General features: G+C 66.3%; 14 protein-coding genes. 8 read left to right on the top strand and 6 right to left on the bottom strand.

Features of this window, described 5'->3' with window-relative positions; genetic code table 11:
* Positions 1 to 236: 236 nt before the first annotated feature.
* Positions 237 to 1,805 (bottom strand): LysM peptidoglycan-binding domain-containing protein, encoded by a 1,569-nt coding sequence (locus AAFN46_RS18085; RefSeq protein WP_347810090.1) that lies wholly within the window; start codon positions 1,803 to 1,805, stop codon positions 237 to 239.
* A gap of 82 nt (positions 1,806 to 1,887) precedes the next feature.
* Complete coding sequence (gene gloB, locus AAFN46_RS18080) at positions 1,888 to 2,670, bottom strand: hydroxyacylglutathione hydrolase (protein WP_347810089.1); 783 nt, start codon at positions 2,668 to 2,670, stop codon at positions 1,888 to 1,890.
* A gap of 74 nt (positions 2,671 to 2,744) precedes the next feature.
* Here gloB and AAFN46_RS18075 point away from each other — a divergent pair, with 74 nt between their 5' ends.
* From AAFN46_RS18075 to AAFN46_RS18060, 4 genes are all read left to right on the top strand, one after another.
* Positions 2,745 to 3,521, top strand: coding sequence for a methyltransferase domain-containing protein (locus tag AAFN46_RS18075; RefSeq protein ID WP_347810088.1), 777 nt, complete (start codon positions 2,745 to 2,747; stop codon positions 3,519 to 3,521).
* Positions 3,518 to 3,973, top strand: coding sequence for a ribonuclease HI (gene rnhA / locus AAFN46_RS18070; RefSeq protein ID WP_347810087.1), 456 nt, complete (start codon positions 3,518 to 3,520; stop codon positions 3,971 to 3,973). The genes AAFN46_RS18075 and rnhA overlap by 4 nt, the downstream gene beginning before the upstream one ends.
* On the top strand, positions 3,966 to 4,694 hold the full coding sequence (gene dnaQ / locus AAFN46_RS18065) for a DNA polymerase III subunit epsilon (protein ID WP_347810086.1): 729 nt from the start codon (positions 3,966 to 3,968) through the stop codon (positions 4,692 to 4,694). Before rnhA ends, dnaQ begins: the two co-directional genes overlap by 8 nt.
* Before the next feature lie 247 nt (positions 4,695 to 4,941).
* The gene (locus AAFN46_RS18060; RefSeq protein WP_347810085.1) at positions 4,942 to 7,182 is read left to right on the top strand and encodes an Orn/Lys/Arg decarboxylase N-terminal domain-containing protein; all 2,241 of its coding nucleotides are present in this window, start codon (positions 4,942 to 4,944) and stop codon (positions 7,180 to 7,182) included.
* A 111-nt stretch (positions 7,183 to 7,293) separates the two neighbouring features.
* Here AAFN46_RS18060 and nhaB read toward each other — a convergent pair whose 3' ends face one another.
* On the bottom strand, positions 7,294 to 8,796 hold the full coding sequence (nhaB, locus tag AAFN46_RS18055; RefSeq protein WP_347810084.1) for a sodium/proton antiporter NhaB: 1,503 nt from the start codon (positions 8,794 to 8,796) through the stop codon (positions 7,294 to 7,296).
* A 221-nt stretch (positions 8,797 to 9,017) separates the two neighbouring features.
* Between nhaB and AAFN46_RS18050 the strand changes: the two genes are divergently transcribed.
* From AAFN46_RS18050 to nudC, 3 genes are read left to right on the top strand one after another with little or no spacing between them, the layout of a single operon-like run.
* Positions 9,018 to 9,830: a crotonase/enoyl-CoA hydratase family protein gene (locus AAFN46_RS18050; protein WP_347810083.1), complete on the top strand. Its 813-nt coding sequence runs from the start codon at positions 9,018 to 9,020 to the stop codon at positions 9,828 to 9,830.
* Between the two features lie 28 nt (positions 9,831 to 9,858).
* Positions 9,859 to 11,529 carry a ferrous iron transporter B gene (locus AAFN46_RS18045; protein ID WP_347810082.1) on the top strand — a complete coding sequence of 557 codons (1,671 nt, stop codon included), beginning with the start codon at positions 9,859 to 9,861 and terminating at the stop codon, positions 11,527 to 11,529.
* Positions 11,529 to 12,362 carry an NAD(+) diphosphatase gene (gene nudC / locus AAFN46_RS18040; protein ID WP_347810081.1) on the top strand — a complete coding sequence of 278 codons (834 nt, stop codon included), beginning with the start codon at positions 11,529 to 11,531 and terminating at the stop codon, positions 12,360 to 12,362. The genes AAFN46_RS18045 and nudC overlap by 1 nt, the downstream gene beginning before the upstream one ends.
* Here the strand turns inward: nudC and AAFN46_RS18035 are convergent.
* Positions 12,359 to 12,727, bottom strand: a complete 369-nt coding sequence (locus AAFN46_RS18035; RefSeq protein WP_347810080.1) for a glyoxalase superfamily protein — start codon at positions 12,725 to 12,727, stop codon at positions 12,359 to 12,361. The two genes, nudC and AAFN46_RS18035, sit on opposite strands and share 4 nt — an antisense overlap.
* A 14-nt stretch (positions 12,728 to 12,741) precedes the next feature.
* On the bottom strand, positions 12,742 to 13,512 hold the full coding sequence (locus AAFN46_RS18030) for a TSUP family transporter (RefSeq protein ID WP_347810135.1): 771 nt from the start codon (positions 13,510 to 13,512) through the stop codon (positions 12,742 to 12,744).
* A gap of 106 nt (positions 13,513 to 13,618) precedes the next feature.
* Between AAFN46_RS18030 and AAFN46_RS18025 the strand changes: the two genes are divergently transcribed.
* On the top strand, positions 13,619 to 14,269 hold the full coding sequence (locus AAFN46_RS18025) for a hypothetical protein (RefSeq protein ID WP_347810079.1): 651 nt from the start codon (positions 13,619 to 13,621) through the stop codon (positions 14,267 to 14,269).
* 56 nt (positions 14,270 to 14,325) lie between these two features.
* On the opposite strand, the gene AAFN46_RS18020 is transcribed toward AAFN46_RS18025, so the two are convergent.
* A complete protein-coding gene (locus AAFN46_RS18020; protein WP_347810078.1) occupies positions 14,326 to 15,093 on the bottom strand; it encodes an SDR family oxidoreductase in 768 nt (255 codons plus the stop codon).
* Positions 15,094 to 15,107 lie beyond the last annotated feature (14 nt).

Here is a 15,107-nt window from a genome sequence, read left to right as displayed (position 1 = left end):
GTTGTTCTCCCTCTCCCTTTGGGAGAGGGTCGGGGTGAGGGCCAGGCAACGAGTCGGCGATACCCAGCCCCTCTCCCGGCGGGAGAGGGGCGCGCTGTCAAGACACCGCGACATCCAAGCGATGGTATTGCGCAGTGTCCTTCTCTGCTGGCCAAGCCAGAAAAACGCCGCGACTCTGTCAAGAAATCGCGGCGTTTTCTTAAGTGAACAGCATACGCCCTAGGGCGACCTTTCTCTTAATTGAGGTAGAGGGCGAGCGTCTGTCCGGGTTTGAGCGAGGCCGCCGTGCTGCGCGGGTTCCAGCTCTGCAGGCGCTTGAGGTCGACCTTGAAGCGTTGGGCGATCAGGTATAGCGAGTCGCCCTGCTTGACCCGGTAGTAGGTGACCTTCTGGCGCTGTTCGCGCTTGGTTGTCGCCAGCTTGCTGGAGGTGCCGCCGCGAATTTCCAGGGTCTGGCCCAGGCTCAGTTTGCTGCGGGCGTTGAGGCCGTTCCAGCGCTGCAGGTCCTTGAGCGAGACGCCGTGGGCGTTGGCGATCTGCCACAGGGTGTCGCCACGCTTGACCTTGTAGCGCAGCGTCTGGCCGGTCGGGGCCTTGGTCGTCTGCTGGTGCAGCGCCGGCTCGCGGGCGCCGCCGGCGGCGCTCGGGATGCTCAGTACCTGGCCGACGCGCAGGTGGTTGCTGCGCAGGCGGTTGACCTCCTTGAGCAGATTCACCGTCAGCTGATGGCGGTTGGCGATGCTGTGCAGGTTGTCGCCGGACTTGACCCGGTATTCCTGCCACTGCACCGGCGCCTGGGTCTTGATCAGGGCCAGGTTGGCGTTGAACAGTTCGGCCTTGTCGATGGGCACCAGCAGGTGCTGCGGGCCGTCCAGGGTGACGCCGCGCTTGAAGGCCGGGTTGAGGCTCTCCAGCTCCTCCTCTTCCATATCGACCAGCTCGGCGATGCGCGCCAGGTCGAGACCCGGCCTGCTCGCCACCTGCTCGAAGTAGGGCTCGTTGGCGATGGGGCTGAGGCTCACGCCGTAGGCTTCCGGTGCCTGCACGATCTGTGAAAGGGCCAGCAGCTTGGGCACGTAGTTCTGGGTTTCCTGGGGCAGTGGCAGGTTCCAGTAGTCGGTCGGCAGGCCGAGCTTCTGGTTGCGCTCGATGGCCCGGCTGACCGTGCCTTCGCCGGCGTTGTAGGCGGCCAGGGCCAGCAGCCAGTCGCCGTTGAACATGTCGTGCAGGCGGCTCAGGTAGTTCAGCGCGGCGTTGGTCGAGGCGGTGATGTCGCGGCGGCCGTCGTACCAGTTGGTCTGACGCAGGTTGAAATGGCGGCCGGTGGAGGGGATGAACTGCCAGATGCCGACGGCGTGGCTGGGCGAATAGGCGTAGGGGTTGTAGGCGCTCTCGATCACCGGCAGCAGCGCCAGTTCCATCGGCATGTTGCGCTCTTCCAGGCGCTCAACCACATAGTGGATATAGCGGCTGCCACGCAGGCTGGCTTTCTCCATGAAGGAGGGGTTGGCGACGAACCACAGGCGCTGGTTCTCGATGCGCGGGTTGACGCCGATTTCGTCCTGCAGCTTGAAGCCGCCACGCATGCGCTCCCAGATGTCCCTGGGTTCCTCTTCCTGCACGCTGCCGTCGAGCCACTCCGGTTCCTGCTGGAGGCCGACGGCACGGTCGGTATCGCTGCCGATATCGTCGTGCCGCGCATTGCTCTGGCAGCCGGCTAGGCCGATGCACAACAACACCGCCAGAGCCCTTGCTCCCCGTGGCAAAGCTGCTGAATCAAGGGTTCTGAAAGGTAATAAGAACATCGGTTGGTATGTTTTCCGGCGCTAAAAATTCCCGGGATTCTAGAAATGGTCCTCCGGGCTGGTCAAGTTTTAATCAGTCCTGCTAGCCGGCGCGGAAGCCGTCCTTCCAGCGCCGCAAGCTGGCGAACACCCCTTCACCGCTGGCCTGTGAGGTGCCTTCCCGTTCGTCGATTTTTTCTTTAACGGATGTTTTGTTGCAGCGCAGGAAGGGGTTGGTGGCCTTCTCCAGGGCGATGTTCGAGGGCAGGCTGATGCGCCCGGCGGCGCGCCAGGCGCTGACCTCGGCGAAGCGGGCGGCGATCTCGGGGTTGTGCGGTTCCACCGCGCGGGCGAACTGCAGGTTGCTCAGGGTGTACTCGTGGGTGCAGTAGACTCGGGTGGTGTCCGGCAGGGCGGCCAGGCGCTGCAGGGAGTCGTGCATCTGCGCCGGCGTGCCCTCGAACAGCCGGCCGCAACCGGCGGCGAACAGGGTGTCGCCGCAGAACAGCAGCGCTTCCTCGGCCTGATGGTAGGCGATGTGCCCCAGGGTGTGGCCGGGCACCGCATATATAAGGAAGCTGCGGCCGAGCACCTCGACCCGGTCGCCTTCGTCCAGCGCCAGCTCGCGGGCGGGGATGATCTCCCGCGCCGGGCCGCAGACCCGCGCGCCTGTGGCCTGTTTGAGCTGCGTCACGCCGCCGACGTGGTCGGGATGGTGATGGGTGATCAGGATGTCGCTCAGGCGCCAGTCGGGATGGGCGGCCAGCCAGTCCAGCACCGGCCGGGCGTCGCCCGGGTCGACCACGGCGCACAGGCGCGTGGCGCTATCCTGCAGCAGCCAGATGTAGTTGTCGCTGAAGGCGGGCAGGGCATCGATCCGGAGCATATTCGGGGTCGCCAATTGGGAGTTAATGTCGCATCTTAAGCGGCAAAGACGGGTTTTTGTCACGGGAGGTCCCGATGAGCGAACAACCTTTCGCCCAGGCCGATGCCGAGTGGCTGGAGCTGACCGCGATGGCGCGCGCCTGGCTGGCTTCGCCGCTGGGCGAATTGCTGCTGGGCGAGGAGCGCCGGGCGCTGGACGAGGAGCTGGCGCGCTGCTTCGGCGGTTACCTGGTGCACTACGGGCCGGCCCAGGCCGAGCCGCCGAGGGCGCCGCAGATCCGCTGCAACGTGCGCCTGGGAGCACCGCTGGCCGGCGTGCATATCGCTTGCGAGGAGCAGGCCTGGCCGCTCGGCGAGCACGCGACCGACGTGGTGGTGCTGCAGCACGGCCTGGATTTCAGCCTGTCGCCCCACGGCCTGCTACGCGAGGCGGCGCGCAGCGTGCGCCCGGGTGGCTATCTGCTGATCACCGGGGTCAATCCCTGGAGCGCCTGGGGCCTGCGTCACTATTTCGCTCGCGACGGTTTCCGCCGGGCCCGCTGCATCGCCCCCGGCCGCCTGGCGGACTGGCTCAGCCTGCTGGGTTTCGCGCTGGAGAAACGCCGCTTCGGGTGCTATCGTCCGCCGCTTTCCGCGCCGGCCTGGCAGATGCGCCTGGCTGGCATGGAGGGCTGGGGCTCGCGTCTGCAGACCCCGGGTGGCGGCTTCTACCTGCTGGTGGCGCGCAAGTTGGTGGTCGGCTTGCGGCCGCTGCGCCCGGTGCCGCGGGCCAGCATGGGCAAGTTGCTGCCGCTGCCGGTGGCCAAGGTCAGTCGGCGCGAATCGAAGAATTGGCAAGAACGAAGCGAATGAGCGAAGAGATAGTCGAGATCTATACCGACGGTGCCTGCAAGGGCAACCCCGGCCCCGGTGGCTGGGGCGCGCTGCTGATCTACAAGGGCGCGGAGAAGGAGCTGTGGGGCGGCGAGCCCAACACCACCAACAACCGTATGGAACTGATGGCGGCGATCTGCGCGCTGATCGCCCTGACCCGGCCCTGCACGATACGCCTGACCACCGATTCGCAGTACGTGATGAAGGGCATCCAGGAGTGGCTGCCGAACTGGAAGAAGCGCGGCTGGAAGACCGCCAGCAAGGAGCCGGTGAAGAACGCCGACCTGTGGCAGGCGCTGGACGAGCAGGTCAGCCGTCACCGGGTCGAGTGGCAGTGGGTGCGCGGCCACACCGGCCACCCGGGCAACGAGAGGGCTGACCAGCTGGCCAACCGTGGCGTCGAAGAAGCGAGGGCAATGAAGCGTGCGTAGCGTCGTACTGGATACCGAAACCACCGGCATGCCGGTCACCGATGGCCACCGCATCATCGAGATCGGTTGCGTCGAGTTGGAGGGTCGGCGCCTGACCGGGCGCCACTTCCACGTCTATCTCAATCCGGATCGCGAGATCGACGAGGGTGCGATCGCCGTCCACGGCATCACCAACGAGTTCGTCGCCGACAAGCCGCGTTTCAAGGACGTGGCCGACGAGTTCTTCGAGTTCATCACTGGCGCCCAGTTGATCATCCACAACGCGGCGTTCGACGTCGGCTTCATCAACAACGAGTTCGCCCTGCTGGGGCAGAGCGAGCGCAGCGACGTCAGCGACTACTGCTCGATCCTTGACACCCTGCTGATGGCCCGCGAGCGCCATCCGGGCCAGCGCAACAACCTCGACGCACTGTGCAAGCGCTATGGTGTCGACAACTCCGGCCGCGATCTGCACGGCGCACTGCTCGACGCCGAGATCCTCGCCGACGTCTACCTGACCATGACCGGCGGTCAGACCCACCTGTCGCTGGCCGGCGAGGGTGGCGATGGCTCCGGTCGGGTGCTGCCCAGCCCGATCCGGCGTCTCGATCCGAACCGCACGCCGACCCGCGTGCTGCGCGCCAGCGAAGAAGAGCTGGCCGCCCATGCCGCGCGCCTGGCGGTGATCGAGAAGTCCGCCGGCGGCCCCTCGCTATGGACCAAGCTGGAAGAGCAGGCGTAAGCCGGTCGCCGGCAGCTACAAGCGGCAAGCCACAAGCCACAAGTAAAAGCCAGAGCAAAAGCCCAGACAGTGGGCGGGGCAGGGGCGCATGCTGGTCAGGCTTGCAGCTTGCAGCTTGCAGCTTGCAGCTTGCAGCTATTGCGACCTTTTCGTACAGCCTTCCGCACGGGGGGTTCCGCCCGTACGGGCGAACTTCTAACCTGAGGGGATAGGTGCCCGAGAGCACCATGCCCCTCAGGAAGACACAATGTATAAAGACCTGAACTTCCCCATCCTCATCGTTCACCGCGACATCAAGGCCGACACCGTTGCCGGCGAGCGCGTCCGCGCCATTGCCCAGGAGCTGGGCAAGGACGGCTTCACCATCCTCTCCACCGCCAGCTCCGCCGAGGGCCGCATCGTCGCCTCGACCCACCACGGCCTGGCCTGCATTCTGGTGGCCGCCGAAGGAGCGGGGGAGAACAGCCGCCTGCTGCAGGACATGGTCGAGCTGATCCGCGTGGCGCGGGTGCGCGCGCCGCAGCTGCCGATCTTCGCCCTCGGCGAGCAGGTCACCATCGAGAACGCGCCGGCCGACGCCATGGCCGACCTCAACCACCTGCGCGGCATCCTCTACCTGTACGAGGACACCGTGTCCTTCCTCGCCCGCCAGGTGGCGCGCGCCGCGCACAACTACCTGGACGGCCTGCTGCCGCCCTTCTTCAAGGCCCTGGTGCAGCACACCGCGCAGTCCAACTATTCCTGGCACACGCCCGGCCACGGCGGCGGCGTGGCCTATCGCAAGAGCCCGGTGGGGCAGGCCTTCCACCAGTTCTTCGGCGAGAACACCCTGCGTTCCGACCTCTCGGTATCGGTGCCCGAGCTGGGCTCGCTGCTCGACCACACCGGCCCGCTGGCCGAGGCCGAGGCGCGCGCCGCGCGCAACTTCGGCGCCGACCACACCTTCTTCGTGATCAACGGCACCTCGACGGCGAACAAGATCGTCTGGCACTCCATGGTCGGCCGCGACGACCTGGTGCTGGTCGACCGCAACTGCCACAAGTCGATCCTGCATTCGATCATCATGACCGGCGCCATCCCGCTCTACCTGTGTCCGGAGCGCAACGAGCTGGGCATCATCGGGCCCATTCCCCTGAGTGAGTTCAGCAAGGAGTCGATCCAGGCCAAGATCGACGCCAGCCCGCTGGCCCGCGGCCGCGCGCCCAAGGTCAAGCTGGCGGTGGTGACCAACTCCACCTACGACGGCCTCTGCTACAACGCCGAGATGGTCAAGCAGGCCCTGGGCGACTCGGTGGAAGTGCTGCACTTCGACGAGGCCTGGTACGCCTACGCCGCCTTCCACGAGTTCTACGCCGGGCGCTACGGCATGGGCACCCGCTGCGACGAGCACTCGCCGCTGGTGTTCAGCACCCATTCCACGCACAAGCTGCTGGCGGCCTTCAGCCAGGCCTCGATGATCCACGTGCAGGACGGCGGCGTGCGTCAGCTGGATCGTGATCGTTTCAACGAAGCCTTCATGATGCACATCTCCACCTCGCCGCAGTACGGCATCATCGCCTCGCTGGACGTGGCCTCGGCGATGATGGAGGGGCCGGCCGGGCGCTCGCTGATCCAGGAGACCTTCGACGAGGCGCTGAGCTTCCGCCGCGCCCTGGCCAACCTGCGGCAGAACCTGGCGGCCGACGACTGGTGGTTCAGTATCTGGCAGCCGGAGCAGGCCGGCGGCGAGGCGGTGCAGACCGGCGACTGGCTGCTGCAGCCCAACGCCGGCTGGCACGGCTTCGGCGAGGTGGCCGAGGACTACGTGCTGCTCGACCCGATCAAGGTCACCCTGGTGATGCCGGGGCTGTCCGCCGACGGCAAGCTGACCGAGGCCGGCATTCCCGCGGCGGTGGTCAGCAAGTTCCTCTGGGAGCGCGGCCTGGTGGTGGAGAAGACCGGCCTGTACTCCTTCCTGGTGCTGTTCTCCATGGGCATCACCAAGGGCAAGTGGAGCACCCTGCTCACCGAGCTGCTGGAGTTCAAGCGCCTGTACGACGCCAACGTGCCGTTGATGGATGCGCTGCCCTCGATCGCCCGCGAGGGCGGGGCGCGCTATGCCGGCATGGGCCTGCGTGACCTGTGCGACCAGTTGCACGGTTGCTACCGCGAGAACGCCACGGCCAAGGCGCTCAAGCGCATGTACACGGTGCTGCCGCAGGTGGCGATCAAGCCGGCCGAGGCCTATGACAAGCTGGTGCGTGGCGAGGTCGAGGCGGTGCCCATCGAGCGCCTGGAGGGGCGCCTGGCGGCGGTGATGCTGGTGCCCTATCCGCCGGGCATTCCGTTGATCATGCCGGGCGAACGCTTCACGCCCGAGACCCGCTCGATCATCGACTACCTGCACTTCGCCCGCACCTTCGACAGCCAGTTCCCCGGCTTCGATGCCGACGTGCATGGCCTGCAGCGCGAGGGGGCGAGCTATACGGTGGACTGCATCAAGGAGTAGGGGGCGGCCGCTGCGCAGCGGCGGCCTTCACCTGACGCCTTCGCGGCCTGGAACAGCATGGAAGCCTGGTGTTCCAGGCCGCCTGCTATCCGCTAGCCAGTAAGGCCGCGCTCACAGCCAGTGGCTGACCGCCCACCAACCCAGGCCGCCCATGACCAGGGTATAGGGCAGCGCCATCCACACCATGCGCCCATAGGACAGGCGGATCAGCGGGGCGATGGCCGAGGTGAGGAGGAACAGGAAGGCGGCCTGGCCATTGGGCGTGGCCACGCTGGGTAGGTTGGTGCCGGTATTGATGGCGATCGCCAGGGTGTCGAAATGCTCGCGGGTCATGTTGCCGGCCAGGAAGGCCTGCTTGACCTCGGTGATGTAGATGGTGGCGACGAACACGTTGTCGCTGATGGCCGAGAGCAGGCCGTTGGCGATGAACAGCATGCCCGGCTGCTGCTCGCCGGGCATGGCCAGCACCGCCTCGATGATGGGGCTGAACAGGTGCTGTTCGTGAATCACCGCGACCACGGCGAAGAACACCACCAGCAGTGCGGTGAACGGCAGCGCCTCCTGGAAGGCCCGGCCAATCTGGTGCTCGTCGGTGATGCCGTTGAAGGCGGTGATCAGCACGATGACCAGCAGGCCGATCAGGCCGACCTCGGCGACATGGAAGGCCAGGCCGAGGATCAGGATCAGCGCCGCAGCCCCCTGCACTAGGAGTGCCGCACGTTGGCTGTGGGTGCGGTGGCTGTCGTCTTCGCGGGCGTGGTCGGCCAGGACCTGGCGCACCGCCGATGGCAGGCGTGTGCCGTAGCCGAACCAGCGCAGTTGCTCCAGGAGCACGCAGGTCACCAGGCCGGCCGCCAGAACCGGCATGGATACCGGTGCCATGCGCGCGAAGAACTCACCGAAATGCCAGCCAGCCTCGTGGCCGATCAGCAGGTTCTGCGGTTCGCCTACCAGGGTGCAGACGCCGCCCAGTGCGGTACCGACGGCGCCATGCATGAGCAGGCTGCGCAGGAAGGCGCGGAAACGCTCCAGATCATCGCGGTGCAGCTCTACCACCTCGTTGTCGTTGTGCACGCCGCTTTCCTCGCGGGGGTTCTTGCCCGAGGCGACCCGGTGGTAGACGGAGAAGAAGCCGACGCCGACGCTGATGATCACGGCCGTCACCGTCAGTGCGTCGAGGAAGGCCGAGAGGAAGGCCGAGAACAGGCAGAACAGCAGGGACAGCAGGGCCTTGGAGCGCACGCCCAGGAGCAGGCGGGAGAAGATGAACAGCAGCAGGTCCTTCATGAAGTAGATGCCGGCCACCATGAACATCAGGAGCAGCAGCACCGGGAAGTTATGCGCCAGCTCCTCGTACAGCGACTGCGGTGTGGTCAGCTGCAGCAGCAGCGCCTGCAACACCAGCAAACCACCGGGCTGTAGCGGATAGCACTTCAGTGCCATGGCCAGGGTGAAGATGAACTCGCCGACCAGCAGCCAGCCGGTCACGGCGGGGCCGAGGCTCCATAACACCATAGGGTTGGCGATCAGAAAGAACAGGATGGTCAGCTTGTACCAGTGCGGCGAGTTGCCCAGAAAGTTGTGCATCAGGGCGCTGGAGAGTGATCTCTGCATCTGTGTTTCCCCTAGGTCAAAGGCCGAGCATCCCAGCTCAGTTCCAAAAAGATCAAGCGTTTAACGGAGATAGTCAGAATTCTTCTTAGCTTTACCAGCGTGTTCTGCATCACAGTGGACGGCATCGACTTTTATCGCGTGCTTGTTATAGTGGGCTGATCTATTCCAAAACAATACATCTGTGCGCACTCCGCTGCGCCTTGCCTTTGAGGATGATCTGCGTGTCCGATTACAAAGCCTTCCGCGTCGAGTTGCAGGACAAGATCGCCCATGTGCAGATCAACCGTCCGGAGAAGGTCAACGCGATGCACGCGGATTTCTGGACCGAGATCATCGATATCTTCCGCTGGGCCGATGACACCGACGAGGTCCGCGTGGTGGTGCTTTCCGGCGCCGGCAAACACTTCTCCTCGGGCATCGACCTGATGTTGCTGGCCCAGGCCGGCAGCGCCCTGGGCAAGGACGTCGGGCGCAATGTCGAGGCTCTGCGGCGCAAGATCCTGCAGCTGCAGGGCAGTTTCAACGCCGTCGACAACTGCCGCAAGCCGGTGCTGGCGGCCATCCAGGGCTACTGCCTGGGCGGCGCCATCGACCTGATCTCGGCCTGCGATATGCGTTATTCCACCATCGATGCGCAGTTCTCCATCAAGGAAATCGACATGGGCATGGCCGCCGACGTCGGCACCCTGCAGCGGCTGCCGCGCATCATCGGCGACGGCATGATGCGCGAACTGGCCTATACCGGGCGCACCATCGATGGCGTCGAGGCCCAGCGCATCAACCTGGTCAACCGTACCTATGCCAGCCAGGAAGAGTTGCTGGCCGGCGTGTTCGAGATCGCCCGCGACATCGCCGCCAAGTCGCCCATCGCCATTCGCGGCACCAAACACATGATTCGCTACATGCGCGACCACCGGGTCGACGATGGCCTGGAGTACGTGGCCAACTGGAACGGCGCCATGCTGCAGTCCGCCGATCTGCGCGTGGCCATGGCCGCGCACATGAGCAAGCAGAAGCCCGAATTCGCCGACTGACCTAGCCAAGAAGAGGTTCAGCAGACCCATGGTCACTGGAGCGACATCCCTGAGCCTGGTGCGTGACGAGTTGTTCACCACCATGGAGGAGACCGAGCAGAGTCTCGAACAGTTCATTGCCGAACGGAACAACGGCAGCCTGCTGCAGCAGGCGGTGGAGAACCTGCAGCAGGTGCGCGGCACCCTCAACCTGATCGAGCTGGCCGGCGCCGAGCTGCTGGCCCAGGAAGTGTTGCAGCAGGCCACCGATATCCCCGCCGGCGCCGGCGAGGAGCGCGACGGCCAGCTGGCCGCCCTGAGCAACGCCCTCTACGTGTTGCGCCGCTACCTGGAAAACGTCGACGCTCATCGCCAGGAAATGCCCGAGCTGCTGCTGCCGGCGATCAACGACCTGCGTCAGGCCGGCGCCCAGCCGCCGCTGCCGGAGAGCTTCTTCTTCAGCGTGCGCCTGGATCAGCCGCGCCCCGCCGGGGTGCCGGCGCCGGCCAGCCCCACGGATGTCCGGCGCCTGCGCCAGATGTACCAGATCGGCCTGCTCGGCCTGCTGCGCGAAGACAACGTCCAGGCCGGCCTCAAGCTGATGCTGCGTGCCCTGGTGCGCCTCGCCGGGGTGTTCGTCGACAAGCCGGCCGGGCGCCTGTATTGGGTGGGGGCCGCCGCCGTGGAATCGCAGCTGGACGGCCAACTGCTGCCGCGCAAGGCGCGCAAGCAGCTGTTTTCCCGCCTGGATCGCGAAATCAGGATGGCGCTGGGCGGCAATGGCAACTACGAGGCGCCGCGCAGCCTGCTCAAGGAGCTGTTGTACCTGGTGTCCCTGGCCGACAGCCGCGGGCCGCATGCCAGCATGGTGCGCGATGCCTTCGGTCTGGCGCCGCTGCCGTTCACCGACCATATGCTCGACGAGGAGTACCGGCGTCTGTCCGGTCCGGGGCAGGGCGTGATGCGCTCGCTGTCCACCGCCATCCGCGAGGAGCTGATCGGGGTCAAGGACCTGCTCGACCTGATCGAGCGTGGCACCGTGCAGCCGGAGAGCTTCGGCAGCCTGCACGCCCAGCTCGGCAAGCTGGCCAAGACCCTCGGCATGGTCGGCCTGAGCTCCGCGGCCAATGCGCTGCAGGTGCAGCTGGCCGTGGTCGGTGGCTGGAGCGAGAACAACCTGCCGCAGAGCGACGAGCTGCACCGGTTGGCGGAAGCGGTGCTTTATGTGGAAAGCATGGTGGCCAGCCTGGAGCGTGGCGAGCAGCGCAATCAGCGCTCGTCCCAGTCCCAGCCTGGCGACGAGGGCGAAGCTTTCGCCGCCCACCAGCTGACCGAGGCGCGCATCGTGGTGATCGACGAGGCCCAGGGCGGCCTGGCGCTGGCCAAGCGCGCCATCACCTCCTATCTGGAGGCGAGCGGCGATCGCATGCACCTGGCCAATGTCCCGATCAGCCTGCAGGCGGTACGCGGCGGCCTCTGGTTCCTCGGCCAGGAGCGGGCCGCCAAGCTGATCGGTCTGTGTGCCGACTATATCCAGGCGCAGATGATCGATGCCCGGCAGATGCCCTCCGAGCAGATGCTGGAGACCCTGGCCGACGCCCTCAGCAGCCTGGAGTACTACCTCGAAGGTGGCGCCGTGCTGCGCCCCGAGACCACGCCGAGCGTGCTCGATCTGGCCGAGGAAAGCGTGCGCGCCCTCGGCCTGTCGGTCGCTTCCTGATGGCCTCCGGCTGGCAGACCATGCCGCCGCTGGACAATGCCCAGCCCGGTGGCTGGGCATTGGTGCACGGCCCCCAGGGCTTTCTCGCCGACGCCAATGGCGTGCTGTTTCCGCGTGACTGGCTCAAACGCCAGGAGCTGCCGCTGGCGGGCGAGCAGGGCCTTGGTCAGTTCGACGGGCAGCCGGTCTGGCTGCTGCAACTGGAACAGCCGGCCGAGCTGGCGGGCTGCTTCTGGCAAGGCCTGCGGCAGTTCATGCTGCAGGCCGACTACCCGACGTTCCGCATGCTGTCCTTCGCCGAGCAGGTCGCTACCTGGCACGCTCAGCATCGCTTCTGCGGGCGTTGCGGCAGCCCGACCCGCCAGGTGCCGGGCGAGCGCTGCATGCGCTGCCCGGATTGTGGCCTGGACAGCTACGCGCGCATCTCGCCGAGCATGATAGTGCTGGTGACCCGCGGCGACGAGCTGCTGCTGGCCCGCTCGCCACGCTTCGTGCCGGGGGTCTACAGCACCCTGGCCGGCTTCGTCGAACCGGGCGAGTCGGCCGAGGAGTGCGTGGTCCGTGAGGTGCGCGAGGAGGTCGGCATCGAGGTCGGCAACCTGCAGTACCTGGGCAGCCAGGGCTGGCCCTTCCCGCACTCGCTGATGCTCGGCTTCCATGCCGAGTACGCCGGCGGCGAGATCACCCCGCAGCCGGACGAGATCGAGGACGCGCGCTGGTTCCCCATCGACCAGCTGCCACCCCTGCCGATGTCGCGCTCCATCGCCCGCTACCTGATCGACCTCTATGTGGCGCGCCGCCTGGGGCAGCCGGAACCGCAGCTGCTGCGTTAGGTGCTGATGGCGTCGGTGAAGGTCAGGCGGTTGCCGAAGGGATCGCGCACGCTCATGTCGCGACTGCCCCAGGACATGGCCTCGATGACCGGTCGCGCATAGCCGTATCCCTTCTGTTCCAGCGCCCGGTGCAGCGCGTCCAGGGCGTCGCTCTCGATCCGCAGTGCCGCACCCGGGCAGGCATCGCCATGATGCTCGGACAGGTGCAGCACGCAGCCGTCGCGCGACACCTGCGGGTACAGCGGCATGCCGGGGGCGAAGCGGTGCTCCCAGTCGATGCGGAACCCCAGATAGTCGACATAGAATTCCCGCGCCTTGTTCTCGTCGAAGATGCGCAGGATCGGGGTGGTGTTGCCGAGTCGCATGCTGAAGCTCCCTTTCAGAACCAGTGTTGCCAGGCCAGGCGCGCGGTCAGTGCCAGCACCACCAGGATGAACACCGGGCGGATGAATTTGGAACCGCCGCTGATGGCCGTGCGCGCGCCGAGGAAGGCACCCGCCATCAGCGCCAGGCCCATGCTGATGCCGAGCACCCAGGCCACCTGGCCGGCGATGATGAACACCACCAGGGCCATGCCGTTGCTGACGAAGTTCATGCTGCGCGCCACGCCGCTGGCACGCACCAGGTCCATGGGGTAGAGCAGCAGGGTGCTGACCGTCCAGAACGCGCCGGTGCCGGGGCCCGCCACGCCGTCATAGAAGCCCAGGCCGAGGCCCTGCGGCCACTGCCGGCCCTGGGCGACGGGCGCGTCCTGCTGGCCGTGGGTCTCCGGGGTCTTGCCGAACAGCAGGTACAGGCCGCAGCCGAACACCACGGCTGGCAGCATCTGGTTGAGCCAGGCGGCCGGCAGCCAGTGGGCGATGATGGCGCCGATGGCGGCGCCGATGGCCGTGGCCAGCAGCGCATTGCGCCAGGGCCTGGGGTGGAACAGCTTGCGCCGATAGAAGGTGTAGCTGGCGGTGGCCGAGCCGAAGGTGGCGCATAGCTTGTTGGTGCCCAGTACCAGATGCGGAGGCAGGCCGGCGGTGAGCAGGGCGGGAATGGTCAGCAGGCCGCCACCGCCGGCGATGGCATCGATGAAGCCGGCGGTGAAAGCGACAAGGGCGAGAATCAATAGGGTGCTCGGTTCGACGGCCAGCTCGAAGGGCAGGGGCATAAAAAACTCGAAGTGGATTCAATTGTGCGGGAGCGTTGCTGGTTCGCCGCGCGGCTGCTGAGCATAATGCCGGCAAAGAATCGCATAAGGAATCGCATTCATGCAGTACGACGGCCTGGCCTGGTTCACCGGCCTGCTGGCCCTGCTGGCCTTGATCATCGCCGCCCGCATCCTGTTCGCCCCGCACTGGTTTCTGGCCTGGCTGCGCGGCACCCTGGGCCTGGCCTTCCTGGCACTGGCCGGCCTGATCGGGGTGGTCGCCTACGACCTGCGCAGCTACGACGCCCAGGTGCTGGACAAGCCGCTGGTGACCCTGAGCTTCTCTGCCGAGGGCGAGCAGCGCTACCGGGTCAACCTGCTGGAAGGCGGCGAGGAGCGTGAGGTGCTGCTGGAGGGCGATCTGTGGCAGCTGGATGCCCGCCTGCTGGGCTGGAAGGGCCTGGCCAGGCTGATCGGCCTGCAGCCGGGCTATCGCCTGGAAAGGCTGTCCGGCCGCTTTCTGGCCATCGAGCAGCAGCAGAGTGCGCGACATGCCCAGGTACAGCTGGCGCAGAGCCCCTACGGCGTCGACCTGTGGCGCTGGCTGCGTCTGAGCCAGCGCGACCTGTTCCTGTTCGACCCGCAGGCCGTGCGGGTCACCTACCTGCCGATCGCCGACGGCGCGGTGTTCGCCGTCAGCTTGAGTCCGACCGGCCTGATGGCGCAGCCGATGAACCAGGCCGCCGAACAGGCGCTGAGGGACTGGCAGTAAGCCTATCCCCCTAAAGCAAAAGGGCCCCGTGGGGCCCTTTTGCTTTTAAGGACGAATCAGGACAGGAAGCCGCCGTCCACGTTCAGCGCCACGCCGGTGGTGTAGCTGGAGGCGTCGCTGGCCAGGTACAGCACGGCGCCGGCCATCTCGCTGGGGGCGGCCACGCGCTTGAGCGGGATGCGCTGCAGGGCCATGTTGAGGATGGCGTCGTTCTTGGTCAGGGCCGAGGCGAACTTGGTGTCGGTCAGGCCCGGCAGCAGGGCGTTGCAACGGATGCCGAACTGCGCGCACTCCTTGGCGAAGACCTTGGTCATGCTGATCACCGCGGCCTTGGTCACCGAGTAGATGCCCTGGAACTCGCCCGGGGAGACGCCGTTGATCGAGGCGACGTTGATGATACTGCCGCCACCGTTGGCCTTCATCAGCTTGCCGCCCTCGATGGACATGAAGTAGTAGCCGCGGATATTGACGTCGACGGTCTTCTGGAAGGCGCCCAGATCGGTGTCCAGCACGTTGCAGAACTGCGGGTTGGTGGCGGCGTTGTTGACCAGGATGTCGAGGCGGCCGAACTGCTCCTTGATCTGCGCGAATACGCTGGCGATCTGTTCCATCTCGCCGATATGGCAAGCGATGGCGGTGGCCTTGCCGCCGTCGGTGATGATGGCGTCGGCGACCTTCTGGCAGTCGTCGATCTTGCGGCTCGACACGATCACGTGGGCGCCCTGCTGGGCCAGCAGCTTGGCGATGGCCTCACCGATGCCGCGGCTGGCGCCGGAAACGAAAGCGATCTTGCCGTCGAGGTCGAACAGGTGGGTCTTGGACATTCTGGTTACCTTGT

The sequence above is a fragment of the Pseudomonas sp. CAU 1711 genome, from assembly GCF_039888625.1.
Taxonomy (GTDB): Bacteria; Pseudomonadota; Gammaproteobacteria; order Pseudomonadales; family Pseudomonadaceae; genus Aquipseudomonas.
The sequence above is the reverse complement of the archived record's forward strand: the minus strand, read 5'-3'. Positions and strand labels throughout refer to the sequence as shown.